The sequence below is a fragment of the Massilia sp. DWR3-1-1 genome (assembly GCF_049898325.1).
In the GTDB taxonomy this organism is placed as follows: domain Bacteria; phylum Pseudomonadota; class Gammaproteobacteria; order Burkholderiales; family Burkholderiaceae_D; genus JAFCUW01.
The window spans coordinates 121,217-142,249 of the sequence record NZ_JAFCXL010000007.1; the positions used below are offsets into that span (position 1 = coordinate 121,217).

Consider the following 21,033-nt stretch of genomic DNA (forward strand, 5'->3'; position numbering starts at 1 on the left):
CGCCACCGGTACCGCGCGCACTGCTGACGCAGATCGTTACCTCATTGCGCGCACTGGGGACACGACACTTCGTACACGTAGCGGGGATCGAGTTGCTGGCGGGGCGTGACCACCGCGCGGCAGGCAAAACACTGCACCGTCACGCTGGGCTGCAATTGCGGGGTGAGGGCGGTGCGGTAGTCGAACACGAAGCAGTCGCCGGTGTAGTGGGCGCCGCCCACCTCCTCGAAATACTTGAGGATGCCCCCTTCGAGCTGGTAGACACTGTCGTAACCAATGTTTTGCATGTGGATGGCGGCTTTTTCGCAGCGGATGCCGCCCGTGCAAAAGGTGACGACGGTCTTGTCGGCCAGCGCCGCCCGGTTCGCGGCTATGACTTCCGGAAACTCCGTGAATTTTTCGATGCGGTAGTCGATGGTGTTGTCAAACGTGCCCACATCGACTTCGAAGGCGTTGCGGGTATCGACCATCACCACCGGCTTGCCGTCGTCGTCGTGGCCCTGATCGAGCCAGCGCTTGAGGGTGGCGGCCTTGACCGCGGGCGCGCGCCCCAGTTCCGGCTGGATCAGGGGCATGCGCATGGTGATGATCTCTTTCTTGATCTTCACCAGCATGCGCTTGTGCGATTGCTCGTCCGAATAACTTTCTTTCACTTCCAGATCGGCGAAACGGGCGTCGCTGCGCACCCACAGCAGGAAGCTGTCGATGTGGGCGCGGGTGCCCGACAGGAACAGGTTGATCCCTTCCGGGGTCAGCAGGATGGTGCCCTTCAGGCCCAGCGCCAGGCACGTTTCCTGGTAGCAGGGGCGGATCGCCTCGAGATCCTCGAAGGTGATGAATTTGTAGGCGGCGATGTTGACGAAGCGTTCGGTACTGGCTGGCATGGTGGCGATAAAAGTAAGCGGAGTAGCGTGCATTATAAACCGCCCCCCAAAACGAAAAAAAGGCAAGATCGACGATCTTGCCCCTTTTTGATTACAACAGCTTACTTCGTCTCGCCCTTGGTGGCGCTGGTCATGGCGCTGGCGTCGGCCGCGACGGCAGCCTTGGCTTTTTTCGCCTTGGCCTTGGTTTTTGCTTTGGCAACCTTGGCGTCCGCTTTCACTTCGGCCGTGGCCGCCTTGGCATCGGCCTTGGCGACGGTGCCGGCAGCCTTGGTTTCAGCGACGGCCACCTTGGCGTCCGCCTTGACTTCCGCTTTTGCCACTTTGGCATCGGCTTTCACGGCCGCCGGCGTGGCGGTCTGGGCAAAGGCGCTGGTGGCGGCGAGGGTGACAAACAGTGCGGCGAAAAGGTTTTTCATGGAAGTCCCTGGGTTGTTGTGGTTGAGTTGCCCTTCATTAACGCCGGGCAAATCATGCCCGTTGACACGATTACATTTGCTTACAGTGGCGTCCCTGCCACGGCGGGCTGTGCCGCGATTTGACGGTCAGGGAGTAAAATAGGACTTCTTCGCAGCGCAGCAGATTGCCAAAAATGAGTATGGAAGTTCTGGAACAGGCGGCCCTGGCCGCACCCTCGTCGCCCGCCCCGCAGGCCCCCGCCTTCGTGCACCTGCGCCTGCATTCCGAGTATTCGATTGTCGACGGCCTGGTGCGCATCGACGACATCGTCGGCGCCGCCGCCAAGGACAAGCAGGCAGCGCTGGCCATCACCGACCTGGCCAATCTGTTTGGCATGGTCAAGTTCTACAAGGCCGCGCGCGGCAAGGGCGTCAAGCCCATCATCGGCGTGGACGCCTGGATCAGCAACGACGACAACCGCGACCGGCCCTCGCGCCTGTTGTTGTTGGCGAAGAACCATGCGGGCTACCTGCAACTGTGCGAACTGCTCTCGCAAGCGTGGCTGTCGAACCAGCACAAGGGCCGCGCCGAAATCCGCCCCGAGTGGCTCGAAGCGCTCGCCACCAGCCAATCATCGCTGCACCCGGGCCAAAGCCAGGCCGACGGCCTGATCGTGTTGTCCGGCGCGCACTTTGGCGACATCGGCATGGCGCTCGAAAACGGCAACACCGAGCTGGCCGAGCGTTGCGCGCGGCGCTGGGCGGCGATCTTCCCCAATCACTTCTATATCGAGGTGCAACGGGCCGGCCAGGCCAACCAGGAGCCCAGCCTGCGCAACGCGGTGGCGCTGGCGGCCAAGCTCGGTTTGCCCGTGGTGGCCACCCATCCCATCCAGTTCCTCGAACAGAACGAATTCATCGCCCACGAAGCGCGCACCTGTATTGCCGAAGGCGAAATGCTGGCCAACGGCAAGCGCGTCAAGCGCTTCAACGAAGAAATGCGCTTTAAAAAGCAGGCGGAAATGGCGGAGTTGTTTGCCGACATGCCGGCGGCGCTGGCCAACTCGGTGGAAATCGCCAAGCGCTGCAACGTCGTGCTGACCCTGGGCAAGCCGCAACTGCCGAATTTCCCCACCCCGCCCGGCATGACCATCGACGAGTTCCTCGTGGCCGAGTCGCAGGCGGGCCTCGAACTGCGCCTGCTGCAACTGTATCCCGACGCGGCCAGGCGCGAGGCCGAGCGGCCCCGCTACGATGCGCGCCTGAAATTCGAGACCGACACCATCTGCAACATGAAGTTCCCCGGCTACTTCCTGATCGTTGCCGAGTTCATCAAGTGGGCCAAGGAAAACGGCGTCCCCGTCGGCCCTGGCCGCGGTTCGGGCGCCGGCTCGCTGGTGGCGTATTCGCTGCTCATCACCGACCTCGATCCGCTCCAGTACAACCTGCTGTTCGAGCGCTTTCTCAACCCTGAACGGGTGTCGATGCCCGACTTCGACATCGACTTTTGCCAGGAAGGGCGCGACCGCGTCATCCAGCACGTCAAGGATTTGTACGGCAAGGAGGCGGTCTCGCAGATCGCCACCTTCGGCACCATGGCCGCCAAGGGCGCCATCCGCGACGTGGGCCGCGTGCTCGACTTCGGCTACAACTTTTGCGACGGCATCTCCAAGCTGATCCCGTTCAAGCCGGGCAAGCCGGTGACCATCGCCGACGCCATCGCCGAGGAACCGCAACTGGCCGAGCGGCTGGAAAACGAGGACGAGGTCAAGCAGCTGCTCGACCTGGCCCAGCAGGTCGAAGGCATCGCCCGCAACATCGGCATGCACGCGGGGGGCGTGCTGATCGCCCCCGGTAAACTCACCGATTTCTGTCCCTTGTACACGCAGGGCGGCGATTCCGGCGTGGTGTCGCAGTACGACAAGGACGACGTGGAAGCGGTCGGCCTGGTCAAGTTCGACTTTTTGGGCCTGACCACGCTGACCATCCTCGACCGCGCGGTGCGCTATATCAAGCAGCTCGACCCGGCCCACGCCGATTTCGATCTGGCCAAGTTGCCGCTCAACGACCGCGCCTCCTACGACCTGCTGACCAAGGCGAAAACCGTCGCCATCTTCCAGCTCGAGTCGCGCGGCATGCAGGGCATGCTCAAGGACGCCCGGCCCGACCGCTTCGAGGACATCATCGCGCTGGTGGCCCTGTACCGTCCGGGCCCGATGGACCTGATCCCCGACTTTTGCAAGCGCAAGCACGGCGAAAAATTCGACTACCCCGATCCCCGCACCGAGGCGATCCTGTCCGAGACCTACGGCATCATGGTCTACCAGGAGCAAGTGATGCAGATGGCGCAGATCGTCGGCGGCTACTCGCTGGGCGGGGCCGACATGCTGCGCCGGGCGATGGGTAAAAAGAAGGCCGAGGAAATGGCCGAGCACCGCGAAATTTTCCGCGCCGGCGCCGCCAAGGATGGCTTGTCGGCGGCCAAGGCCGACGAGATCTTCGACTTGATGGAAAAGTTCGCCGGCTACGGCTTCAATAAATCGCACGCCGCCGCCTACGCCCTGCTGTCGTACCACACGGCCTATCTAAAAGCGCACCACACGGCCGCCTTCATGGCCGCCAACTTGTCGCTGGCGATGGACGACACGGACAAGATCAAGATCCTGGTCGAAGACGCCATCGACGTCTGCAATCTGACCCTGCTGCCGCCCGACATCAACCATTCCGACTACCGCTTCACGCCCGAAGGCGAAGCGCCGTCCGTCACGGGCAAGCGCGTCACCAACATCCGCTACGGCCTGGGCGCCGTCAAGGGCTCGGGGCAGGGCGCCATCGAAGCGATCATCGCCGCCCGCCTCAAGGGGGGCAAGTTCGTCGACCTGTTCGATTTCTGCCAGCGGGTCGACCGCAAGCAGATCAACCGCCGCACGGTCGAATCGCTGATCCGCGCCGGCGCCATGGACTGCTTCGGCGTCGACCGCGCCATCCTGCTCGCCTCGGTGGCGTTCGCCGTCGAATGCGCCGACCAGGCGCAGGCCTCGATCAACCAGGTCAGCCTGTTCGGCGGCGATGACGCCGACCTGGTGGCGCCGCCCGAGTACCTGAAGGTGGCGCCCTGGAGCGAGAAGCAGAAACTGTCCGAAGAAAAAATCGCGCTGGGCTTTTATTTGTCGGGCCATATGTTCGACACCTACGCGGCCGAAGTGCGCCGCTTCGCCCGCACCAAGCTCAAGGACCTCGATCCCTCGCGCGAGTCGCGCATGCTGTGCGGCGTCATCACGGGCGTGCGCAGCCAGATGACGCAGCGCGGGCGCATCCTCATCGTCTCGCTCGACGACAAGACGGCGGTGGTGGAAGTGACGATCTACAACGAACTGTTCGATGCTCACAAGAACATGTTCAAGGAAGACGAATTTTTGCTCGTCGTCGGCAAGGTGTCGGAAGACCGCTTCAATGGCGGCCTGCGCATCACGGCCGAAAAAGTGTTCGATATCGCCACCTCGCGCATCCAGTACGGGCACCGGCTGGCGATGGACATGGCGTGCACCATCAGCCCGGCCAAGGTGGCCGAGGTGTTGCAGCCATTTCGCAACAACGACGGCTTGCCGGTGGCGATGCGCATCAAGCCACAAGGGGTGGAGTGCGTATTGCAGTTGGGCGACGAGTGGCGGGTGGCGCCGTCGGACGCGCTGCAACTGGCGCTCGAACAGGTGCTGGGGGCGAGCCAGGTGGCGGTGGAGTACTGACCTCGTCCTGATCAGCGCGCGCCGTTTTTCAGTCCCAGCGCTGCCTGGGTGGTGCCGTTGCGTTGCCGTTCCAGCACCAGCGTCTTGTTGGACGCGGCGAAATCGCGCTGCGCTTCGCGGTGCCACAGGTGAAACACCTCGGTGGCGAAGGCGCCGTCCTTGCGCAGGATGCCCGCGTTAAACAGGCGCAGGACGATGTCGGCGTCCTCGTGGCCCCAGCCCTTGAAACTTTCGTCGAAGCCATTGACCTGCTCCAGGTCGGCGCGCCACATGGCCATATTGCAGCCCTTGATGCGGCGATAGCTGAAGCGCCGCCGGGCACGGCCCACATCGGGCAGCTTGATGAGCAACTGTGCCGCCTTGTTGATGGCGCCGCTCCGGCGCAGGCGCAATAGTTGCGCCAGGCCCAGGGCCTGCAAGACCAGCTGGCCCGACAGCACCTGCGCCGTGGTCGCCTGGTCGACCAGGATGCGGCTGCCCGTGACCATGAAGCCGGGCTGGGCCAGCGCGCGGTGGCGGGCGATGAAATCCTGCTGGGGAACACAGTCGCCGTCGAGCATGATCAGGTAGTCGCCGGCGGCGCTGGCGATGCCACGGTTGCGCGCCATCGCCAGCCGGAAGCCCTGGTCGCTCTGCCAGAGGTGGCGCAGGGGCAGCGGGGCGCGCGCCGCCAGGGTGGCGACGGTGGCGCCGGTGGCCTCGCCCGAGCCGTCGTCGGCGATGATGATTTCAAAGTTGCGGTCGCTCTGGGTGAAGCAGGCGTCAACCACCGCCGCCAGGGCGTCGGGGCGGTTGTAGGTGGTGATGATGAGCGAAATGAGGCCGCCGAAGTGGCGCTCGCCCTTCACGCGCGCGCTCCCGCCCGCATGCTGTCGTGCAGCACGGCGGGGGTGGCGGCGACGGCCTGGGCGCGCCGGGCACCCACATACAGGCAGCCCGACAGCAGCAGGAACCAGTGCGCCTCGGTGGTGTCCCACAGCAGGCTGTTGAAGGACGAGGTGACCACGTAGATCAGCAACATCAGCGCCAGCATGTCGCGCTCGAAGGTGCGCGGGCCCAGCGCGGCGCGGCCCATGGCGACAAACATGCCGAAATAGACGATGCAGCCGAGCAGGCCCAGTTGCACGGCCGTGAGCATGAATTCGCTGTGGGGCTGGTGGCGGGCGGTCGCCATCTCGTGGCTGGCCGGCCAGTTGCGCTGCGCCGTGGGTGCGTAAGCCTGGGCGAAGCCACCCGTGCCAATGCCGATCAGGGGGTGCTGCCGGATCACGGCCAGGCCCACTTCGATGAAGCTCACGCGCAAGCCATTGGGCGACTGCACCTCGTCGGTCGCGATTTCATGGACCATGGCGTCGGTGCGCATCTTGACGTTGGTCGAGGTCGCATACATGCCGCCGAACAGCAGCGCCAGCAGCGCCAGCCCAGCGGCCACGCGCACGGCGGTGAGGCGCACCCGCAGCACGAACACGCCCACCAGGCCCACCAGCAGCACCACGTAGCCGGTGCGGCCCTGGCTGAGAAACATGATGGGCAGGGCCGCCGTCAACGCCGTGCCCGCTGCCGCCATGCGCAGGCGCGTGGTGCGCGCGTAGGTGGCCCGCAGCAGGCAGGCGCTGGCGGCAAAGCCCAGCAGGAAGCCGATGGTGATGTGATTGCGAAATACAAACGCGTCCTGGCGGTCGGCGCTGACACGCCACCAGCCCAGGCTCGACGAGGGCATCAAGCCCATGCTCGTCAGGTAGATTGACACCACCAGCACGGCGGTGCCGGCCAGGCAGGCGGCCAGCGCGCGCGCTGCCAGCGTGGGATCGCGCCAGGCCAGCGCAATGCCGATCGGTAAAATCATCAGGCGCGAATACTTGCGCAGGGCGGTGGCGATGTCGTCCGGCGAGGCAATCGTCCAGGTGGTGCCCAGCACATAGAGGGCCAGCAAACCGAGCGCCAGCAGGCCCGGCAGCAATAGCCGCGGCGACGCCAGCACCGCGCGCAGGGGCGCACTGGTGCAGACGGCGACGATAAATCCGAGATAGCTCAGGCCGACGAAGACATTCGTCAGCGCCGTCGAGAATGAGACGAAGAACAGGGCGAGCAAGAACAGCTGGCAAACGATTTTTTCAATCTTCGTCAGGGCGGTCGGGGTTGTGCTGGTCATGGAGGGGGGCCGGGGGGCACTCAAACTTGTTCATCATTCTACCAAAGGCGGTGCCTGGCGGGCGCCCACATGGCCCCGCACTGTCAACTGGCAAGGGCGCGACCGCTCGTGCGAGAATACCGGCTTGAAGGCGGCTTGCCGCCGCGCATCGTGAAAGTGACAACGTGGAATCGACGGAAAACAAGAACATCGCCAAACGCCTGGCCGCCGTGGTCTGGCCCTACCGTGGCCGCGCGCTGCTGTCGCTGCTGGCGATGGCCGGTACGGCCGCCACCCAGCCCCTGCTGGGCAAGGCGCTCGAATTGCTGCTCGACCGCGGTTTCGGCCCCCACCGGGAGCCGTTCAGCCTGTGGCTGGTGCCGGCGGTGCTGCTGACCATTTTCGTGCTGCGCGGGGTCTTCACGTTTTCCACCGCCTATCTGAACAACTGGGTCATGAGCCGCGTCCTCAACGACATTCGCGCCATGGTGTTCGAGAGCGTGCTGCGCCTGCCGGTGGCGCGCTTCGCCCACGAGTCGACGGGCAAGATCATCAACACCGTCATCGGCGACGTGCGCCAGGTGGTCGACATGATCAACTCCGTGTTCCTCGCCTTCGTGCGCGACTCGATGGTGGTGGCGGGCCTGCTGATCGGCCTGATGCTGCTGAACTGGAAGCTCACCCTGGTGGCGCTGGTGGTGGTGCCGGCCACCGCCGTCATCGTGCGCACCACCACCGGCCGCCTGCGCCGCCTGAACCGCGACAACCAGCGCATCACCATCGAGATGACCCAGGTGGTGGAAGAGGCGGCGCGCGGGCACCAGGTGATCCGCGTGTTTTCCGGCGAGCGCTACGAGCGCAAGCGCTTCGCAGCGCGCAGCGCCGCCCTGCGCGGTTTTTCGCAGCGCATGACGGTGGCCCACGCCGCCACCGTACCGATCACCCAGATCGCCACCGCGCTGGCGGTGTCGGTGGTGATCGTGCTGGCGATCCGCTCGAACATGAGCGTGGGCGAATTCACCAACTTTATTACCCTCATGCTGATGCTGTTGCAGCCCCTGAAGGCGCTGGTCGAAGTGAACGGCCCCATGCAGCGCGGCATGATCGCCGCCGAAACCGTGTTCGACATCATCGACGCCCCCGCCGAGGACGACCACGGCAGCACCGTCCTGCAACGCGCGCGCGGCCATGTGCGCTTCGAAAACGTGTCGTTCCAGTACCCGCAGGCGAGCAGCCTGGCGCTCGACGGCGTCTCGCTCGACGTGCTGCCGGGGCAGACGGTGGCGCTGGTGGGCGTCTCGGGCGGTGGCAAATCGACCTTCGTCAACCTGCTCACGCGCTTTTTCGCGCCGCAGTCGGGTCGCATTGTGCTCGACGGCGTGGCCTACCAGGACATCACGCTCACCAGCCTGCGCGCCCAGCTGGCCATGGTCAGCCAGAACGTGGTGCTGTTCGACGACACCCTCAAGGCAAACATCGCCTACGGCGCCGAGCAGGTCGACGAGGCGCGCCTGCAGGCGGCCATCACGGCGGCGCACCTGAACGAGGTGGTGGCGGGCCTGCCGCAGGGCGTCGACACGCCGATCGGCGAAAACGGTCTGCGCCTGTCGGGCGGCCAGCGCCAGCGCGTGGCGATCGCCCGCGCCATCTACAAGGACGCGCCCATCCTGATCCTCGACGAGGCCACCTCGGCGCTCGACAACGAGTCCGAGCGCGCCGTGCAGGCGGCGCTGGACGCGCTGATGACGGGGCGCACCACGGTCGTCATCGCGCACCGCCTGTCGACCATCGAACGGGCCGACCGCATCGTCGTGCTCGACCAGGGCCGCATCGTCGAAACGGGTCGCCACGACGAATTGCTGGCCAAGGGCGGCACCTACGCCAACCTGTACCGCCTGCAGTTTTCCGAGGCCGCGTAGATGGACGCACCGATGCGCACCCTGGTCATTTCTCCCAACTGGATCGGCGACGCCGTGATGGCCCAGCCCTTGCTGCGGCGCCTGAAGCAGGCGCAGCCCGATCGCCCCATCGACGTGCTGGCGGCGCCGTCGGTGGCGCCCGTGTGGCGGGCGATGGCCGAAGTCGACAGCGTGCTCGAGACGCCGTTTCGCCACGGCGCGCTGCAACTGAAGCAACGCTGGCAGTACGCCCGCGCGCTGCGCCGGCGCGGCTACGCGGCCGCGTACATTTTGCCCAACACGCTCAAATATGCGCTGATCCCGTGGCTGGCGGGGATTGCCACCCGGGTCGGCTACAAGGGCGAATCGCGCTATGGGCTGATCAACGTCATGCACCACGACGAGGTGCCGGCGCGGCCGATGGTGGCGTTTTACGGGGCGCTGGCGGCGCCGCCGTCGGCGCCCCTGCAGGGTGGCCTGAAGCCGCGCATGCAGGTGGGCGCGGCGGCGCAGGACGCCGCCGCCGCCGGTGCCGGGCTCGCTCCCGGCCAGGCGCTGGTGGTGTTCGCCCCCGGCGCCGAGTTCGGCGCCGCCAAGCGCTGGCCGGCCGCCCACTTCGCCGCGCTGGCGCACGCCATCCTCGACGCCCACCCGGGCGTGAAGATCGTCATGCTCGGTTCGCCCAAGGACCAGGCGGCAGGCGAGGAAGTGCGCCTGCTGGCCGACAGCGCCAGCGTGGTCAACCTGGCCGGCGCCACCCGGCTCGAGGTGGCGATCGCCCTGATCGCGCGCGCCGACGCCGTCATTGCCAACGATTCGGGCCTGCTGCACATCGCCTCGGCGCTCAATCGGCCGGTGGTGGCCCTGTACGGTCCCACCGACCCTGATCACGCGCCGCCGTTCTCGGACCTGGCGGCGTCGATTTCACTGCGGCTGGCGTGCGCGCCGTGCAAACAGCGCACCTGCCCGCTGGGGCACCACGACTGCATGAAGCAGCTGGCGCCGGCGCTGGTGTGGCAGGCCTTGCGGCCCATGCTGGTGAAATAAGCGGCTCAGCGCGCGAAATACAGCGCGTGCAGGTGCTCGAGGTCCACGGCGGCCGCCGGCTGCGACAGCGCCACCTTCCCGCTTTGCATCAGGTACACGTGATCGGCCACTGCCACCGCCCGCTCGGTGTTCTGCTCGACCAGGATCAGCGTGCGCTTGCCGTCCTTGAGGCGGGCCAGGATCTCGAACAGCTCGTTGACCACCAGCGGCGCCAGGCCCAGCGAGGGCTCGTCGATGATCAGCAGCGACGGGTCCGACATCAGGCCGCGCGCCATCGCCAGCATCTGCGCCTCCCCGCCCGAGAGCGAGCCGGCCAGCTGGCGGCGCCGTTCGCGCAGGCGGGGAAACATCACATAAGCTTCCTCCAGCCGCGCCGCCAGGTGGCCCCGCTGCGCCTTCGGAAACGCCCCCATGGTCAGGTTTTCTTCCACGCTCATGTCGCGAAACACCATGCGGCCCTCGGGGATCATCGCCACCGACAGATCGGCCATGTCCCAGGTGCGCTTGCCCGCCAGCGGCTGGCCGGCCAGGCTGATGGCGCCGTGGCTGACCGGCACCAGGCCCATGATGGCGCGCAGCAGGGTGGTCTTGCCGGCGCCGTTGGGGCCGATGATGGTGGTGAGCTGCCCGCGCGCGGCCGACAGGCTGACATCCCACAGCACATTGATGGCGCCGTAGCCGGCCCGTACGTTCGTCAATTCCAGCATCGATGGTGCCATCACGCCGCTCCCGTATAACTTTGAATCACCGCCGGATCGCGGAACACCGCGTCGGGGGTGCCGTCGGCGATCAGCTGGCCGAAGTTGAGCACCGCCACCCGCGGGCACAGGCTGCTGATGGTTTCGATATCGTGTTCGATCATCACGATGCCCACGTTGAAATGCGTGTGCAGATCGCGCAGCATGCCCATGAAGCGGCGCTTGCCGGTGGTCTCGAGCCCCGCCAGCACTTCGTCGAGCAGCAGCAGCTGCGGGTCGGTGGCGAGCGCCTTGGCCACTTCCAGCGCCTTCAGTTCCGTCAGCGCCAGTTCGGTGGCGGCGTCGCGTCCCGCCTTGGCCGTGAGCGAGGTAAATTCGAGGATCTCGTCGAGCCGCCTGGCGTCGACGCGGCCGGTGCCGAAGCGCTGCGCCACCAGCAGGTTTTCGCGCACCGTCAGCTCGTGCATGGGCTGCGGTACCTGGAAGGTGCGGCCGATGCCCATGCGCGCGCGCTGGTACATGGGCGCGCCGAGCATGTCGCGCCCGCCGAAGACGATGCTGCCCGAGGTCGGCTGCACCAGACCGGAGATGGCGTTGAACAGGGTGGTCTTGCCGGCGCCGTTCGAGCCGACCAGGCCGATCACGTCGTTGCTGGCGATGGTGAGGGAGACGTCATTGACGGCGGTCAGGCCGCCGAAGCGCACCGAGACGTTTTTCAGTTCAAGCATGGGCGCCGCCCTTCTTCTTGAACAGCGACATCAGACCCGCGGGCCGGAACACGATCATCGCCACCAGCAGCACGCCCAGCACCAGCTGGTGGCCGGTCGGCAGGTAGCTCTTGAAGATCAGCTGGTCGGCCAGGTACACCACCAGCGCGCCGATGACGGGGCCGAGGATGGTGCGGTAGCCGCCGAAGATCGCCGCGACGATGGGCAGGGTGACCCACAGGGCGCTGAAGGCGTAGTCGGGCTCGAGAAAATTGATGTAGTGCGAATTGACGGCGCCGAACACGCCGGCGATGAAGGCCGACACCATCAGCATGGCCCCCTTGAGCAGGGTGCTGTTCACGCCCACCACGCGGGTGGCGTCTTCGCTGTCGTGCATGGCGCGCAGGGCGATGCCGTAGTAGCTGGCGCGGATGCGCTGGTACATCACCGCGAACAGCACCACCAGCGTCAGCGCGATCAGGTAGGCGCCCAGCTTGTTGCCGAAGTCGAAGCCGAACAGCACCGGGAAACCGGGGATGCCGGACACCCCGCCCGAGCCGCCCGTCACCGACGTCCATTCGGTGGCGAGGATGCGGAAGATATGGGCGTAGGCGAGGATGGCCAGGGCAAAATACGGCCCGCGCAGGCGCAGCACGGGCAGCATGACGACCGAGGCCAGCACGGCGCCCACGCCGCCCAGCAGCACCCCCAGCAGCACCGGCACGCCCAGCTTGACGGTGACGATGGCCGAGACATAGGCGCCCACGCCGAAGAAGGCGGCGTGGCCGAAGCTGACCATGCCGCCCAGGTTGCCCAGCAGGGCCCACGACATGGCGACCCCGCCGATGATGAGGGCGGCGACGATCATGCTCATGATGTAGTTGTTCGCGCCCAGTGCGAACGGCACCACCAGGTAGGCGACGACGAGCAGGGCGGTGATGGCGAGGCGGTGTTTCATCCGCGCCTCCGGGCCGCGCCGAACAGGCCGTTGGGCATGACGAACAACACCAGCAGGAACAAGCCCATGCCGGCCAGTTCCTGCAGCGCCGAACTGGCCAGGGTGACGGTGAGCGCTTCGGCCACGCCCAGCAGGATGGCGCCCAGCAGCACGCCGGGAATCGAGCCGACGCCGGCCAGCACGGTGATGATGAAGGCCTTGACGGTGAGGGCGCCGCCGTAGGCCGGCTGGATCACGCCGTAACTGAACAGGGCGACCCCGGCAAACGCCGCCAGCACGCCGGCGACGATGAACGAGACCAGTTCGGTGCGGCCCGGATCGATGCCCATCAGCTTGGCGGCGTCGCGGTTGCTCGAGACGGCCCGCACGGCGCGCCCGTACCACGAGCGCGACAGCCACCACCACAGCGCCACCATCAGCACGATCGACACGCCGAAGAAAATCAGCTCGCTGCGCATGCTGTACAGGGGACCCACCACGAACGCTTCCTGCAGCCAGGTCGACGAGGTCGAGCGCACGTCGGCGTGCCAGATCAGCAGGATCAGGTTGGTGAGGATGACGCCGATGCCGTAGGTCAGGATCAGCGAGTTGATCTCGCGGTCCTGCTTGATGCGGCTGACGACCGAATAGACCAGCACGGCGGCGATGCACACCACCACCAGCGCGATCGGGATGGCGAACATGGGCCCGAGCCCCAGTCCCGATTCGACCGCGTAGGCGATGTAGGCGGCCAGCAGCACCAGTTCGCCGTGCGCCAGGTTGATCACCTTCATGGTGCCGAACACCAGTGCCAGGCCGAGCGCGATCAGGGCGTAGGAGCCACCCTGCAGCAGGCCCGAATACAGGGCCTGCAATATCAGTTCAGTCATGTCGTCGTCTCTGTGATGGGAACAGGCGCCTTACCAGGGCGTGGCCGGATAGGCCATCTTGCCGGTCGCGGTTTCCTTCGGCCAGACGATGACGATCTTCTTGTCCTGGTGCTGGCCCATGCGGTGGACGAAGTTCGGGTTGTCGCCGTTGGCGCCGAACTGCACGCGGCCGATCAGGGTCTCGCGGTCGGTCTTGCGCATTTCCTCGGCGACGCCGCCTTTTTTCAGGGTGCCCTTGTCGGCGGCGCGCGCGATCGCTTCGAACAGCAGCATCGATTGCACGTAGCCGAACTGGCCCAGGTAGTCAGGCTCTTTCTTGTAGAGCGCCTTGTAGGTATCGGCGAAAGCCTTGCCGTCGGCGGTCTTGAATTCGGCCGGGAACGGCAGCAGGGCGGTGCCGTACACGTTCGGCATCAGGTCGGGAAAGTCGGCCGCCATCTTCGGCGTGGCCAGCGACCAGACCCCCACCATCGCCTTGACGGCCGGCTTGAGCACGCGCGCCGCGCGCAAAATGCCAACGTAGTCGTTCTCGTAGCCGACCATGGCGATCACTTCCGATTTGTCCTGCAGCTTGACCTTGTTGATGATCGGCTTGAAATCGGTGATGGCGGGATCGAAGCTGTGCATCGACACTTTCACGCCCTTCGCCGCCAGCGTCTTCTCGACATCCTTGGCCAGGCCCGAGGTGGCGTCCTTGGTCGAATAGATGATCGACACCGACTTGGCGCCCACGTCGGCGAGCATGCCGACCATGGCTTTTTCGTAGCCGGCCGAGTTATTGATGCGGAAAAAGTTCTTGCGGCCGGCCGCCACCAGGGCGTCGTCGACGCCGCCGGAGGTGATGTAGACCAGGCCGAGCTTGTTGGCGGCGTCCGAGGCGGGCGAAATGTTGTTGCTGCCGTAGCCGCCGGTGATCGCCACCACGCCGTCGCTGGCGAGTTTTTCGACCGCGGCGATGGCCTTGGCGGGCGCCGATTCGTCGTCGATGGTGACGATCTTGATGGTGTGCTTGCCGTTGGTTTTATTGAAAACCTCGGCCGCGACCATGATTCCTTCCTGCATGCCGGCGCCGACCCGCGCCAGCGAACCGGTCAGCGGCAGTTCCGCGCCGACCTTGATTTCCTCGGCGCTGGCGCCGAAGCTGCAGGCCGATGCGACCAGTGCCGCCAGGCCGATTTTTTTCATCGATGTGTTCATCTTGCTGTCTCCTTGCTGATGGTTTTTTTTAGGATGCTGCTGGTGTCAAGCATGCCTCAGGGACGCGCATCCCCGCTGCTGCCTGGTAGTTCTGCCGCCATCGTTTTCAGGCGGCCCTTCAAAATCTTGCCGGTGGCCGCCGCCGGCAGCGTGTCCATGATGACGATCCGGCTCGGGCATTTGTAGGGCGACAGGCGCGTGGCCAGGAAGGCGCGCAGTTGCGCCTCGTCGGGCCGCCGGGCCGGATCGGCCTCGATAAACGCCACCACTTCCTCGTTGCCGTCCGCGGCCGGGCGTCCCACCACCGCCGATTGGGCCACGCCCGGGTGCGCGTTCAGGACCGTTTCCACTTCCAGCGGGTAGACATTGAAGCCCGAGCGGATGATCAGTTCCTTGGTGCGGCCGACGATGAACAGGGCGCCGTCAGGCCCCTGGCGCGCCATGTCGCCCGTGTTGAGCCAGTCGCCGTCGCGCATGGTGGCCGCCGTCATGGCCGCCTCGCGGTAGTAGCCGGCCATGACGTTCGGTCCGCGCACCCACAATTCGCCCGCCTCGCCCGGCGCGACATCGGCGCCACCGGCGTCGACGATGCGCACGGCCACGCCGTCGATCACCTGGCCCACCGAGGTGTCGTTGCGCGGTGCGTCCAGGCGCGTCTGGCTGATGGTGGGCGAGGACTCGGTCATGCCGTAGCCGTTGTGCAGCGCGATGCCGAACACCTTTTCGACCTGTTGCTTGAGCAGGGGATCGAGCGGCGAGCCGCCCGCGTACAGAAAGCGCAGGCGCGAGGTGACGGGGCCGCCCGCCAGTTCGAGCAGGCGCGCATACATCGCCGGCACGCCCTGCAGGATGGTGAGGCGCTCGTGGACGATGGCGCGCAGCATGGCGGTGGCGGAAAAGCGGGGCGCCAGGCACACGCAGGCGCCCGCGTACAGGGTGCCCAGCATCACCGAGGCCAGCCCGTAGACGTGCGAAATGGGCAGCACGCCATAGGCGCGGTCGGCCGGCGTCAGCCCGCGCAGCGTGCTCGAGACGGCGGCGATGAACAGCAGGTTGCGGTGGGTCAGCATCACCCCTTTCGGGTGGCCGGTGGTGCCGGTGGTGTAGATCAGCGCGGCCACCTGGTCGTTGCCAGTGTTGACCGGCTCCGGCGTGCAATCGGCGTTGAGGGCGCCGACCAGCAGTTCGCCGTGCGCGCTGGCGCCAGCGCGCACGGCATGGGCGCGCGCCTCGGGCGACACGGCGGCCAGGTACAGCACCCGGCGCGCACCGCTGTGCGCGCGCAGGTTGTTGATCTCGGCGCCGGACAGGCGCGCATTGACGGCAACGCTCCAGGCGTCGATGGTGGCGCAGGCGAAGATCAAGGCCACCTGGTCGACGCAGTTCTCGCCCACCACCATCACGCGGTCGCCGCCGCGCACGCCCAGTGCGCGCAGCAATTCGGCGCGGGCGTCGATCTGCTGCGCCAGGGCGGCGTAGCTGACGGCGTGGCCCGCTTCGCTCAGGGCGACGGCGGCGGGGCTGGCCGCTGCCCGCGCGCGCACGATGGCGTCGATGCGCGCGGGCAGGGCAGCGAGCAGGGCCGCGGTGTCCATTATTTGCGCGCCGCCCGGATCATGTTGCGGGCGATGACGATCTGCTGGATCTGCGAGGTGCCTTCGTAGATGCGAAACAGGCGCACGTCGCGGTAGAAGCGCTCGGCCGCGTACTCGGAAATATAGCCGGCGCCGCCGTGGATCTGCACCGAGCGGTCGGCCACGCGGCCGCACATCTCGGAGGCGAACAGCTTGCAGCACGAAGCCTCGGTGGAGACGTCGTCGCCGTTGTCGCGCTTGCGGGCGGCGTCGATCACCATCGACCTGGCCGCGTAGATCTCCGCCTTGGAGTCGGCCAGCATGGCCTGGATCAGCTGGAACTCGGCGATCGGCTGGCCGAACTGCTGGCGCTCGAGCGCGTAGCGCAGGGCGTCGTCGAGCATCCGTTCGGCCGCGCCCACGCAGACGGCGGCGATGTGCAGGCGGCCCTTGTCGAGCACTTTCATGGCGGTCTTGAAGCCCACCCCCTCCTTGCCGCCGATCAGGTTGGCCACCGGCACCCGGCAGTTCTCGAAGATGACGTCGCAGGTGTGCGCGCCCTGCTGGCCCATCTTGCGGTCGATTTTGCCCAGCGACAGGCCTGGCGTGTCGCGCTCGACGATGAAGGCGGAAATGGCGCCGGCCCCGCGCAGGGTGGGGTCGGTGCGCGCCATCACCGTGAAGATGGCCGCTTCCGGCGCATTGGTGATGTAGCGCTTGGCGCCGTTGATCAGGTAATGGGTACCCGCTGGCTCGAGCACGGCGCTGGTGCGCAGCGAAGCCGCATCCGAACCGGAGCCCGCCTCGGTCAGGGCGAACGAGCCGATGATGTCGCCGGCCGCCAGCTTGGGCAGGTAATGGGCTTTCTGTTCGGCGGTGCCGTCGATGACGATGCCTTGCGAGCCGATGCCGTTGTTGGTGCCGATCAGCGAGCGGAAGGCGGGCGAGGTGCGGGCGATCTCGAAGGCCACCCGGACTTCTTCTTCCATGGTCAGCTCGAAGCCGCCGTAGGCTTCCGGGATCGACAGGCCGAACAGGCCCAGTTCGCGCATCTGGGCGACGATGGCGGGCGGGATGGTGTCGCTCTCGGCGACCCCATGCTCGGCCGGCACCAGCACTTCGCGCACGAAGCGGGCAATGCTATCTAACAGGATCGACAGGGTTTCTTCGTCACGGATCATGGTGGTGTGCGCGGGTTCAGCCGCGCCCTAATTGGGTTTCGAGTTGTTTGACCAGGCTGACCAGGCGCGGGCCCAGCTCGCCCACCAGTTTGTCGCGCGAGAACAGGAAGGCCGGGCCGCCGCAGTTAAACGCCAGCAGTTGCTCGCCGTCGGCGCCGAAGGTGGGCACGCCGACCGCGTGGACGTCGCTCTGCCACTCGCCGGCGGAGACGCAAAAGCCCAGGTCCTGGTAATCCTTGTAGGCCTGCTCGATGCCGGCCTTGATGCGCGGCCAGCGTTCCGGCTCGTGCTGGCGCACGTGATCGAGCAGGTAATCGCGCTCGGCCTGCGGTAGCACGCACAGCAGCGCCTTGCCCATCGCGGTGGTGGCGATGGGGATGCGCGAACCGACGTCCAGGCGCAAGGTGACGTTGGCGCTGCTGCGGCAGGTTTCGATGTAGACCATGCTCAGGCGGTCGCGCGTGCCCAGCGACACCGAGGCCTGCGCATACTCGGCCAGTTCGGCCATCGGGCCGCGCGCCAGCGTGCGCACGTCGAAGCTCGAGAGCATGCGGTAGCCCAGCGCCAGCACGCCGGCGCCCAGCTGGTATTTGCCCAGGTGTTCCGAGTAATTGAGGTAGCCCAGCCTGGTCAGCGTGTAAGTCAACCGTGATATGGTGGGTTTGGGGATGCCGCAGCGCCGGGCCAGTTCGGCGTTGGCCAGGAACTGTTCGCCGGGACGGAAGCAGCGCAGCACTTCGAGCCCGCGCGCGAGCGCATTGACGAACTGGCGGTCCTTGCCGTCACCGTCACCGCCGCCGTCGCCATCCTCGCCCTCGAAGGCGGCGTAGTCCCGCATTACATCGATCTGTGCTGCCATGGTCGCCTCGCTGCTTGCATTGCGTGGCAGTGTGAACCGGCTTTGGGCGCCCGTCAATCGAATTTCAAAACGTCAGTTCGCACAGCGGAACACATAAATTCCTGTTGGAAAATTTCTCTGCACCGCGCTTGTCACGTTATTGCCACGTGATGTTGCTATTGCACCATGGTATGCTTTCCAGATAAAAACAATCCAGTCGCGTCCGGCCGATGGCGGACGGGCGGCGGCCAGGATCACACTGGAGTGGAGACACATGTCATTTCTCGATAAAGACCGCACCATCGCCGGCCCAGGCTTTAGCCGCTGGCTGGTACCCCCGGCCGCGCTGGCCATTCACCTTTGCATCGGCATGGCCTACGGCTTTTCCGTGTTCTGGCTGCCCCTGTCGAAAGCCATCGGCATCAGCAAATCGCTGGCCTGCGCGCCGGAGATGGGTTTCCTGGCCCAGGTCTTCGCCAGCGACTGCGACTGGAAAATCTCGATGCTGGGCTGGATGTACACCCTGTTCTTCGTCCTGCTCGGTTCGTCCGCCGCCGTCTTCGGCGGCTGGCTCGAACACGCCGGTCCGCGCAAGGCCGGCGTCGTCGCCGCCATCTGCTGGTGCGGCGGCATGGTCATTTCGGCGATCGGCATCAAGACCCACCAGATCTGGCTGATGTGGCTGGGGTCCGGCGTGATCGGCGGCATCGGCCTGGGGCTCGGCTATATTTCCCCCGTCTCGACCCTGATCAAGTGGTTCCCCGACCGCCGCGGCATGGCCACCGGCATGGCCATCATGGGCTTCGGCGGCGGCGCCATGATTGGCGCGCCGCTGGCCGACAAGCTGATGAAGTACTTCGCCACCCCCACCTCGGTGGGCGTGTACGAAACCTTCCTCACCATGGCCGTGATCTATTTTATTTTCATGATGGGCGGCGCGCTGTCGTACCGGGTGCCGGCCAGCGGCTGGAAACCGGCCGGCTGGACCCCGCCCGTCAACCAGGCGGCCAATGCCATGATCACCCGGCGCCATGTGCACGTCAGTAAAGTGTGGGGGATTCCCCAGTTCTGGCTGCTGTGGGGCGTGCTGTGCCTGAACGTCACCGCCGGCATCGGCATTCTCGGCATGTCCTCGCCGCTGATCCAGGAAGTGTTCGGCGGCCGCCTGATCGGCGTCGACGGCGGCTTCGCCTCGCTCACTCCCGCGCAATTGGGCCAGACCGCGGCCATCGCCGCCGGCTTCACGGGATTGCTGTCGCTGTTTAATATCGGCGGGCGCTTCTTCTGGGCGTCGATCTCCGATTACCTGGGCCGCAAGAACACGTATTTCATTTTCCTGGGCCTGGGCCTGCTCCTGTACGCCTTCATCCCGTCGATGGCCCATGCGGGCAACCTGCCCCTGTTCGTCGCCTTCTTCTGCATCATCCTGTCGATGTACGGCGGCGGCTTCGCCACCGTGCCGGCCTACCTGGCCGACCTGTTCGGCACCCAGATGGTGGGCGCCATCCACGGCCGCCTGCTCACCGCCTGGTCGGTGGCCGGGGTGTTCGGTCCCGTGCTGGTGACCTACATCCGCGAATACCAGCTCGCCCACGGCGTGCCGAAGGCGCAGGTCTACGACGTCACCATGTACATCCTGGCCGGCATCGTCGCCCTGGGCCTGCTGTGCAATGCACTGGTGCGCCCGGTCGCCGACAAGCACTTCATGAGCGAGGCCGAACTGGCCGAAGAGAAGCGGCTGGCGCACGACCGCGACATCAACGGCTCGTCCGGCACCGGTGGCGCCGTCAGCACCAGTGTCACCTCGCCGGTGGCGATCGCGCTGGCCTGGGCGGTGGTGGGCATCCCGCTGGCGATCGGCATCTGGATCACCCTGCAAAAGGCGGTCGTGCTGTTCCACTGATAGCGGTTTCGGCAGACCTGACCGCGGTCAGGTTTTTCAAAATTAACCGTCCGATCCCCCCGAAAAAGCCGGGGCCGCGCATGCAGCGTGGCCCCGGCTTTTTCACGCTATGGCACAATCACGGCATGCCGCCCCCATCCTTCCCGCTTGCCCTCCCACCTCGCCCGATCCTGTCGCAGGCGAGCGCCGCGCTCACCCATGATGTCGAGGTGGTCGACGAACGTGGCCGCCGTTCCACCATCGCCATCCCGGCCGAGCGCCCCCTCACCGTGTATGTCGACAAGCGCGAACTGGTGACCCTGATGACGCTGGGCGGGGCGCCCGAGGCGCTCACCCTGGGCTACCTGCGCAACCAGCGCCTGGTGCGATCGATCGACGAGATCGAATCGGTGCAGGTCGACTGGTCGGTCGACGCGGTGGCCGTGGTCACCCGCAACGGCATCGCCGACGTCGAGGCGAGAACGGCAAAAAAAGTCGTCACCACCGGCTGTGGTCAGGGCTCGGTGTTCGGCGGCCTGATGGACGAAATCGAGCAGATATCGCTGCCGCCCGCGGCCCGCCTGGCGCAGTCGGTCATTTATAAAATCGTCGATACCATCCGCACCCAGAACTCGATCTACAAGCAGGCCGGCTCGGTGCACGGCTGCGCCCTGTTTTCCAGCGACGGCGAGCTGCTGCATTTTTTCGAGGACGTCGGCCGCCACAACGCCGTCGACGCCATCGCCGGGCGCATGTGGCTCGACGATATGGGCGGCGGCGACAAGGTGTTCTATACCACCGGGCGCCTGACCTCCGAGATGGTCATGAAGGGCGCGCAAATGGGCATTCCGTTCCTGCTGTCGCGCTCGGGCACCACCCAGATGGGCCACATGGTGGCCGAGCGGGTCGGCATGTCGCTGCTCTCGCGCTGCTCGGGCAAGCACTTCCTGGTGCTGTCGGGCCAGCAGCGCATCGTGTTCGAGCCGGGCCTGCTCGATGCGGCCCTGCGCCCCCTGTAACTGCAG

Annotated in this window: 17 protein-coding genes; 5 read left to right on the plus strand and 12 right to left on the minus strand. The window is 66.2% G+C overall.

The window, feature by feature from the left end:
• Positions 1-41: 41 nt before the first annotated feature.
• Together ACP7EY_RS09435 and ACP7EY_RS09440 are read right to left on the minus strand one after the other, a co-directional pair.
• Positions 42-917, minus strand: a complete 876-nt coding sequence (locus ACP7EY_RS09435; protein ID WP_426192765.1) for a sulfurtransferase — start codon at positions 915-917, stop codon at positions 42-44.
• Between the two features lie 68 nt (positions 918-985).
• Complete coding sequence (locus ACP7EY_RS09440) at positions 986-1,303, minus strand: hypothetical protein (RefSeq protein ID WP_426192767.1); 318 nt, start codon at positions 1,301-1,303, stop codon at positions 986-988.
• Between the two features lie 173 nt (positions 1,304-1,476).
• Between ACP7EY_RS09440 and dnaE the strand changes: the two genes are divergently transcribed.
• A complete protein-coding gene (gene dnaE / locus ACP7EY_RS09445; protein WP_426192769.1) occupies positions 1,477-5,028 on the plus strand; it encodes a DNA polymerase III subunit alpha in 3,552 nt (1,183 codons plus the stop codon).
• 11 nt (positions 5,029-5,039) lie between these two features.
• On the opposite strand, the gene ACP7EY_RS09450 is transcribed toward dnaE, so the two are convergent.
• Positions 5,040-5,876 carry a glycosyltransferase family 2 protein gene (locus ACP7EY_RS09450; RefSeq protein ID WP_426192772.1) on the minus strand — a complete coding sequence of 279 codons (837 nt, stop codon included), beginning with the start codon at positions 5,874-5,876 and terminating at the stop codon, positions 5,040-5,042.
• Positions 5,873-7,180, minus strand: coding sequence for an O-antigen ligase family protein (locus ACP7EY_RS09455; protein ID WP_426192774.1), 1,308 nt, complete (start codon positions 7,178-7,180; stop codon positions 5,873-5,875). Before ACP7EY_RS09455 ends, ACP7EY_RS09450 begins: the two co-directional genes overlap by 4 nt.
• 164 nt (positions 7,181-7,344) lie before the next feature.
• Here ACP7EY_RS09455 and msbA point away from each other — a divergent pair, with 164 nt between their 5' ends.
• Together msbA and waaF are read left to right on the plus strand one after the other, a co-directional pair.
• On the plus strand, positions 7,345-9,078 hold the full coding sequence (gene msbA, locus ACP7EY_RS09460; protein WP_426192776.1) for a lipid A export permease/ATP-binding protein MsbA: 1,734 nt from the start codon (positions 7,345-7,347) through the stop codon (positions 9,076-9,078).
• Positions 9,079-10,104, plus strand: a complete 1,026-nt coding sequence (waaF, locus tag ACP7EY_RS09465; protein WP_426192779.1) for a lipopolysaccharide heptosyltransferase II — start codon at positions 9,079-9,081, stop codon at positions 10,102-10,104. It begins immediately after the preceding gene.
• A 5-nt stretch (positions 10,105-10,109) separates the two neighbouring features.
• Here waaF and ACP7EY_RS09470 read toward each other — a convergent pair whose 3' ends face one another.
• The 8 genes from ACP7EY_RS09470 to ACP7EY_RS09505 all read right to left on the minus strand — a co-directional run bounded on the left by ACP7EY_RS09470 (position 10,110) and on the right by ACP7EY_RS09505 (position 18,126).
• Positions 10,110-10,811, minus strand: coding sequence for an ABC transporter ATP-binding protein (locus ACP7EY_RS09470; RefSeq protein WP_426192990.1), 702 nt, complete (start codon positions 10,809-10,811; stop codon positions 10,110-10,112).
• 11 nt (positions 10,812-10,822) lie between these two features.
• Positions 10,823-11,530: an ABC transporter ATP-binding protein gene (locus ACP7EY_RS09475; protein ID WP_426192781.1), complete on the minus strand. Its 708-nt coding sequence runs from the start codon at positions 11,528-11,530 to the stop codon at positions 10,823-10,825.
• Positions 11,523-12,467 carry a branched-chain amino acid ABC transporter permease gene (locus ACP7EY_RS09480; protein WP_426192783.1) on the minus strand — a complete coding sequence of 315 codons (945 nt, stop codon included), beginning with the start codon at positions 12,465-12,467 and terminating at the stop codon, positions 11,523-11,525. Before ACP7EY_RS09480 ends, ACP7EY_RS09475 begins: the two co-directional genes overlap by 8 nt.
• Complete coding sequence (locus ACP7EY_RS09485) at positions 12,464-13,336, minus strand: branched-chain amino acid ABC transporter permease (RefSeq protein WP_426192786.1); 873 nt, start codon at positions 13,334-13,336, stop codon at positions 12,464-12,466. Before ACP7EY_RS09485 ends, ACP7EY_RS09480 begins: the two co-directional genes overlap by 4 nt.
• 30 nt (positions 13,337-13,366) lie before the next feature.
• Positions 13,367-14,521, minus strand: a complete 1,155-nt coding sequence (locus ACP7EY_RS09490; RefSeq protein ID WP_426192992.1) for an ABC transporter substrate-binding protein — start codon at positions 14,519-14,521, stop codon at positions 13,367-13,369.
• 68 nt (positions 14,522-14,589) lie between these two features.
• The gene (locus ACP7EY_RS09495; protein WP_426192788.1) at positions 14,590-16,128 is read right to left on the minus strand and encodes a class I adenylate-forming enzyme family protein; all 1,539 of its coding nucleotides are present in this window, start codon (positions 16,126-16,128) and stop codon (positions 14,590-14,592) included.
• Positions 16,128-17,288: an acyl-CoA dehydrogenase family protein gene (locus ACP7EY_RS09500; RefSeq protein ID WP_426192790.1), complete on the minus strand. Its 1,161-nt coding sequence runs from the start codon at positions 17,286-17,288 to the stop codon at positions 16,128-16,130. The genes ACP7EY_RS09495 and ACP7EY_RS09500 overlap by 1 nt, the downstream gene beginning before the upstream one ends.
• Positions 17,289-17,304: 16 nt before the next feature.
• Positions 17,305-18,126, minus strand: coding sequence for an IclR family transcriptional regulator (locus ACP7EY_RS09505; protein WP_426192994.1), 822 nt, complete (start codon positions 18,124-18,126; stop codon positions 17,305-17,307).
• A 274-nt stretch (positions 18,127-18,400) separates the two neighbouring features.
• Here ACP7EY_RS09505 and ACP7EY_RS09510 point away from each other — a divergent pair, with 274 nt between their 5' ends.
• Together ACP7EY_RS09510 and ACP7EY_RS09515 are read left to right on the plus strand one after the other, a co-directional pair.
• Complete coding sequence (locus tag ACP7EY_RS09510) at positions 18,401-20,029, plus strand: OFA family MFS transporter (RefSeq protein WP_426192793.1); 1,629 nt, start codon at positions 18,401-18,403, stop codon at positions 20,027-20,029.
• Between the two features lie 125 nt (positions 20,030-20,154).
• On the plus strand, positions 20,155-21,027 hold the full coding sequence (locus ACP7EY_RS09515) for a formate dehydrogenase accessory sulfurtransferase FdhD (RefSeq protein WP_426192795.1): 873 nt from the start codon (positions 20,155-20,157) through the stop codon (positions 21,025-21,027).
• Positions 21,028-21,033 lie beyond the last annotated feature (6 nt).

Bases quoted from the DNA above. Each gene is read 5' to 3' on its own strand.
- ACP7EY_RS09435 (WP_426192765.1), bottom strand. From the start codon at position 917: ATGCACGCTACTCCGCTTACTTTTATCGCCACCATGCCAGCCAGTACC.
- ACP7EY_RS09440 (WP_426192767.1), bottom strand. From the start codon at position 1,303: ATGAAAAACCTTTTCGCCGCACTGTTTGTCACCCTCGCCGCCACCAGC.
- dnaE (WP_426192769.1), top strand. From the start codon at position 1,477: ATGAGTATGGAAGTTCTGGAACAGGCGGCCCTGGCCGCACCCTCGTCG.
- ACP7EY_RS09455 (WP_426192774.1), bottom strand. From the start codon at position 7,180: ATGACCAGCACAACCCCGACCGCCCTGACGAAGATTGAAAAAATCGTT.
- waaF (WP_426192779.1), top strand. From the start codon at position 9,079: ATGGACGCACCGATGCGCACCCTGGTCATTTCTCCCAACTGGATCGGC.
- ACP7EY_RS09470 (WP_426192990.1), bottom strand. From the start codon at position 10,811: ATGCTGGAATTGACGAACGTACGGGCCGGCTACGGCGCCATCAATGTG.
- ACP7EY_RS09475 (WP_426192781.1), bottom strand. From the start codon at position 11,530: ATGCTTGAACTGAAAAACGTCTCGGTGCGCTTCGGCGGCCTGACCGCC.
- ACP7EY_RS09480 (WP_426192783.1), bottom strand. From the start codon at position 12,467: ATGAAACACCGCCTCGCCATCACCGCCCTGCTCGTCGTCGCCTACCTG.
- ACP7EY_RS09485 (WP_426192786.1), bottom strand. From the start codon at position 13,336: ATGACTGAACTGATATTGCAGGCCCTGTATTCGGGCCTGCTGCAGGGT.
- ACP7EY_RS09490 (WP_426192992.1), bottom strand. From the start codon at position 14,521: ATGAAAAAAATCGGCCTGGCGGCACTGGTCGCATCGGCCTGCAGCTTC.
- ACP7EY_RS09495 (WP_426192788.1), bottom strand. From the start codon at position 16,128: ATGGACACCGCGGCCCTGCTCGCTGCCCTGCCCGCGCGCATCGACGCC.
- ACP7EY_RS09500 (WP_426192790.1), bottom strand. From the start codon at position 17,288: ATGATCCGTGACGAAGAAACCCTGTCGATCCTGTTAGATAGCATTGCC.
- ACP7EY_RS09505 (WP_426192994.1), bottom strand. From the start codon at position 18,126: ATGCGGGACTACGCCGCCTTCGAGGGCGAGGATGGCGACGGCGGCGGT.
- ACP7EY_RS09510 (WP_426192793.1), top strand. From the start codon at position 18,401: ATGTCATTTCTCGATAAAGACCGCACCATCGCCGGCCCAGGCTTTAGC.
- ACP7EY_RS09515 (WP_426192795.1), top strand. From the start codon at position 20,155: ATGCCGCCCCCATCCTTCCCGCTTGCCCTCCCACCTCGCCCGATCCTG.